Origin of the sequence: uncultured Eudoraea sp. (assembly GCF_947258525.1) — a bacterium.
Taxonomy (GTDB): Bacteria; Bacteroidota; Bacteroidia; order Flavobacteriales; family Flavobacteriaceae; genus Eudoraea.
In genome coordinates, this window is sequence record NZ_CAMYIP010000091.1 from 1 (window position 1) to 2,809 (window position 2,809).

General features: G+C 42.7%; 2 protein-coding genes and 1 pseudogene. All 3 read left to right on the forward strand.

Going from position 1 to position 2,809, the window contains the following annotated elements:
* Window positions 1–421 (forward strand): annotated as a pseudogene (locus Q0X89_RS07040) (phosphosugar isomerase); the annotation flags it as partial.
* An 8-nt stretch (window positions 422–429) separates the two neighbouring features.
* Entirely contained in the window at window positions 430–1,284 is an 855-nt protein-coding gene (locus tag Q0X89_RS07045) for a PfkB family carbohydrate kinase (RefSeq protein WP_297692539.1), read from the forward strand.
* Window positions 1,285–1,376: 92 nt separating this feature from the next.
* Window positions 1,377–2,809, forward strand: a 1,433-nt coding sequence (locus Q0X89_RS07050) for a peptidase S10 (RefSeq protein ID WP_297692541.1), incomplete at its 3' end; no start/stop codon positions are given.

Sequence of the window (2,809 nt, forward strand, 5' to 3'; positions counted from 1 at the left end):
TCAGAATGAGAATTTATTCTACATTTTGTCGAGCGGGGCAAGTTACGGACATGCATATGGTTTTGCCATCTGCTCTCTGATGGAAATGCAAAGGCTGCATGCGAGCTCAATTCACTCCGGTGAGTTTTTTCATGGTCCTTTCGAAGTTACAGACAAGCAAACCAATTTTATTGTATTGGTAAATGAAGGTCGAACGCGGCCGCTGGATCAGAGGGTGATCACTTTCCTTAAAACTTATGCCAGGAATTATGTAGTTATAGACGCCCGGGAGCTGGGTATTGGCGTAATTCCCGCACCAGTTGTAGAATACTTCAATCCGGTAATGTTTTACAGTGTGCTGTGTGATTATCGCGAAGCATTGGCAAAAATTCGTAATCATCCGCTTGAAACACGCCGTTATATGGGTATAGTTGAATATTAATGTAGATAATGGGCAATGAAACACTTAAAGTTATAGGTATCGGAGACAATGTCGTGGATAACTACATTGACATTCGTACCATGTTTCCCGGGGGCAATGCCCTCAACTTTTCGGTATATGCGTCCATGTTGGGCTGTGACTCTGCCTATCTGGGTGTTTTTGGAAGCGATGACAGTGCCAGGCATGTGCAGCAAACACTAGCCAGCATAGGTGTAGATACTTCCCATTGCCGCATTGCTGACGGACCAAACGGACAGGCAATTTTGAAAATCCGGGATGGGGAACGAATCTTTATTTCATCTAATGAAGGTGGAATCAGCAAATCCGTCCCAATGGAATTCATATTTGACGATCTCGATTACCTTCAATCATTTTCAATAGTGCATACCAGTGCGTACAGCTATATGGATGACTATCTAACCAAAATGAAACAACTGAAGCCTATGATCAGCTACGACTTTTCAGATGACTTCGACAGCGAACATGCACTATCCTTATGCCAGTACATAGACTTCGGGTTTTTTTCCTGCAGCGAATGGACTGAAGAAGCAGCTATGGAACTTCTCAAGGAAGCGGTGAATCGGGGCTGCACCATGGCGGTGGCCACGCGTGGTCCCCGGGAAGTAATTTTGTTCGATGGAAGATCATGGTTTAGACAGGCTCCCCTAGCAGTAAAACCAAAAGACACGCTCGGAGCAGGAGATGCCTTCATTACCGGATTCCTTATTTCCTATTTCAAAGGCAAAACCAATGACGGTGTTCCTCCGGACTCGTTGATTAAAAACGCCTTTGGGGAAGCTGCTTCATTCGCTGCGGAGATTTGCAAGGTGCAAGGTGCTTTTGGGCACGGGTTACCCTATTAAACAGGTTATTCGCAAAAAATCAGATAACCCAGCGAGCTTAAACGTAAAGAATTTAATCAACTATATTTGAAAAAACTATAATAATAGCTGTAATGAAATTAACTATCCTTTCCATAATTCTCATTTTTTCAATTTCCGTTTCTGCCCAGGAAAAGAAAGAGACTACAAAACCGATACCGGAAGCAAAATCGTTTGTTACCAATCATCAAATAACCAATGGAGGTAAAATAATCAGATACAAGGCTGTTGCCTCAGAAACGTATTTAAAAAATGATTCAGAAGAGTCAACAGCTTCAATCTGGTGTGTAGCTTATATCCAGGAAGGAGTAAGCGATCTGACCAAACGACCTGTTACTTTTGTTTTTAACGGGGGGCCCGGATCGGCATCAGTGTGGTTACATATGGGAATGCTTGGTCCCAAATTGGTGAAAGTACAGTCAGATGCTAAAGAAGATGATGGAGCCGCACCCTATAATTTAGTGGATAATAAAAATGGCTTATTTGATTTGACAGACCTTGTTTTTATAGATCCGGTTGGTACCGGTTACAGCCGTGTCATTGGCAAGGGTAAAGTGAAAGACTATTGGGGCTTAAATGAAGACGCGAATTCCATCGCCAAATTTATAAGACAATGGGTAACAAAAAATAATCGCTGGTTTTCACCTAAATATATTGCCGGTGAAAGTTTTGGGACGGTAAGAGCGGCTGCTGTAGCCAATGCCCTGGAAGAAGGGGGTCAGAACATGTCATTAAATGGTTTAATCCTTATTTCTCAGGCCCTGGATTATGCGGGCTCGACATCCGTTCACGACAATATAACTTCTTACCTGACGTACCTCCCCAGTATGGCTGCAACCGCCTGGTACCACAAAAAAGCAGGCCAGGGAAAATCGCTTGAATCATTTATTGATGAATGCAGAAACTACACCTATGATTTATATGCCCCGGCGCTATACAAAGGTTCATTACTAAGTGAAGCCGAACAAAACAAAGTTGCAGAAAAACTAAGCTATTTCACCGGTCTCGACAAGGCGTATATACTAAAGTCTAATCTTAGGATATTAATGCATCGCTTTCAAAAAGAATTACTTGCAGATCAGGGATTAGCCCTTGGCCGGTTAGATGGTCGTTTTATGGGAGATGAAGTAGATGACTTAACTGATGGCCCGCATTTGGGAGACGCATCCAGCTATCAAATAAGCGGGGCTTATACCGCCGCACTAAATCATTATTTGTCCTCCGATCTAAACGTAAAAATGGATCGACCTTATATTACTTCCAATGATAAGGTTTACAAAAATTGGAAATGGAGACCTATTCCGGAAGGGAAACAATGGGAGCCTTCCTTTGTCAATGTTACCCGAAAACTGGCAGAGACGATGCGGCGGAATACGGAAATGAGAGTCATGGTTGCAAGTGGTTATTTTGATTTGATTTGTCCGTTTTTTGATGCTGAGTATACCTATTCCCGCAACGGGATAGACAGAGAAAAGATAGAAATGACCTATTATGAAGCAGGACACAT

Bases quoted from the DNA above. Each gene is read 5' to 3' on its own strand.
- Q0X89_RS07045 (WP_297692539.1), top strand. From the start codon at position 430: ATGGGCAATGAAACACTTAAAGTTATAGGTATCGGAGACAATGTCGTG.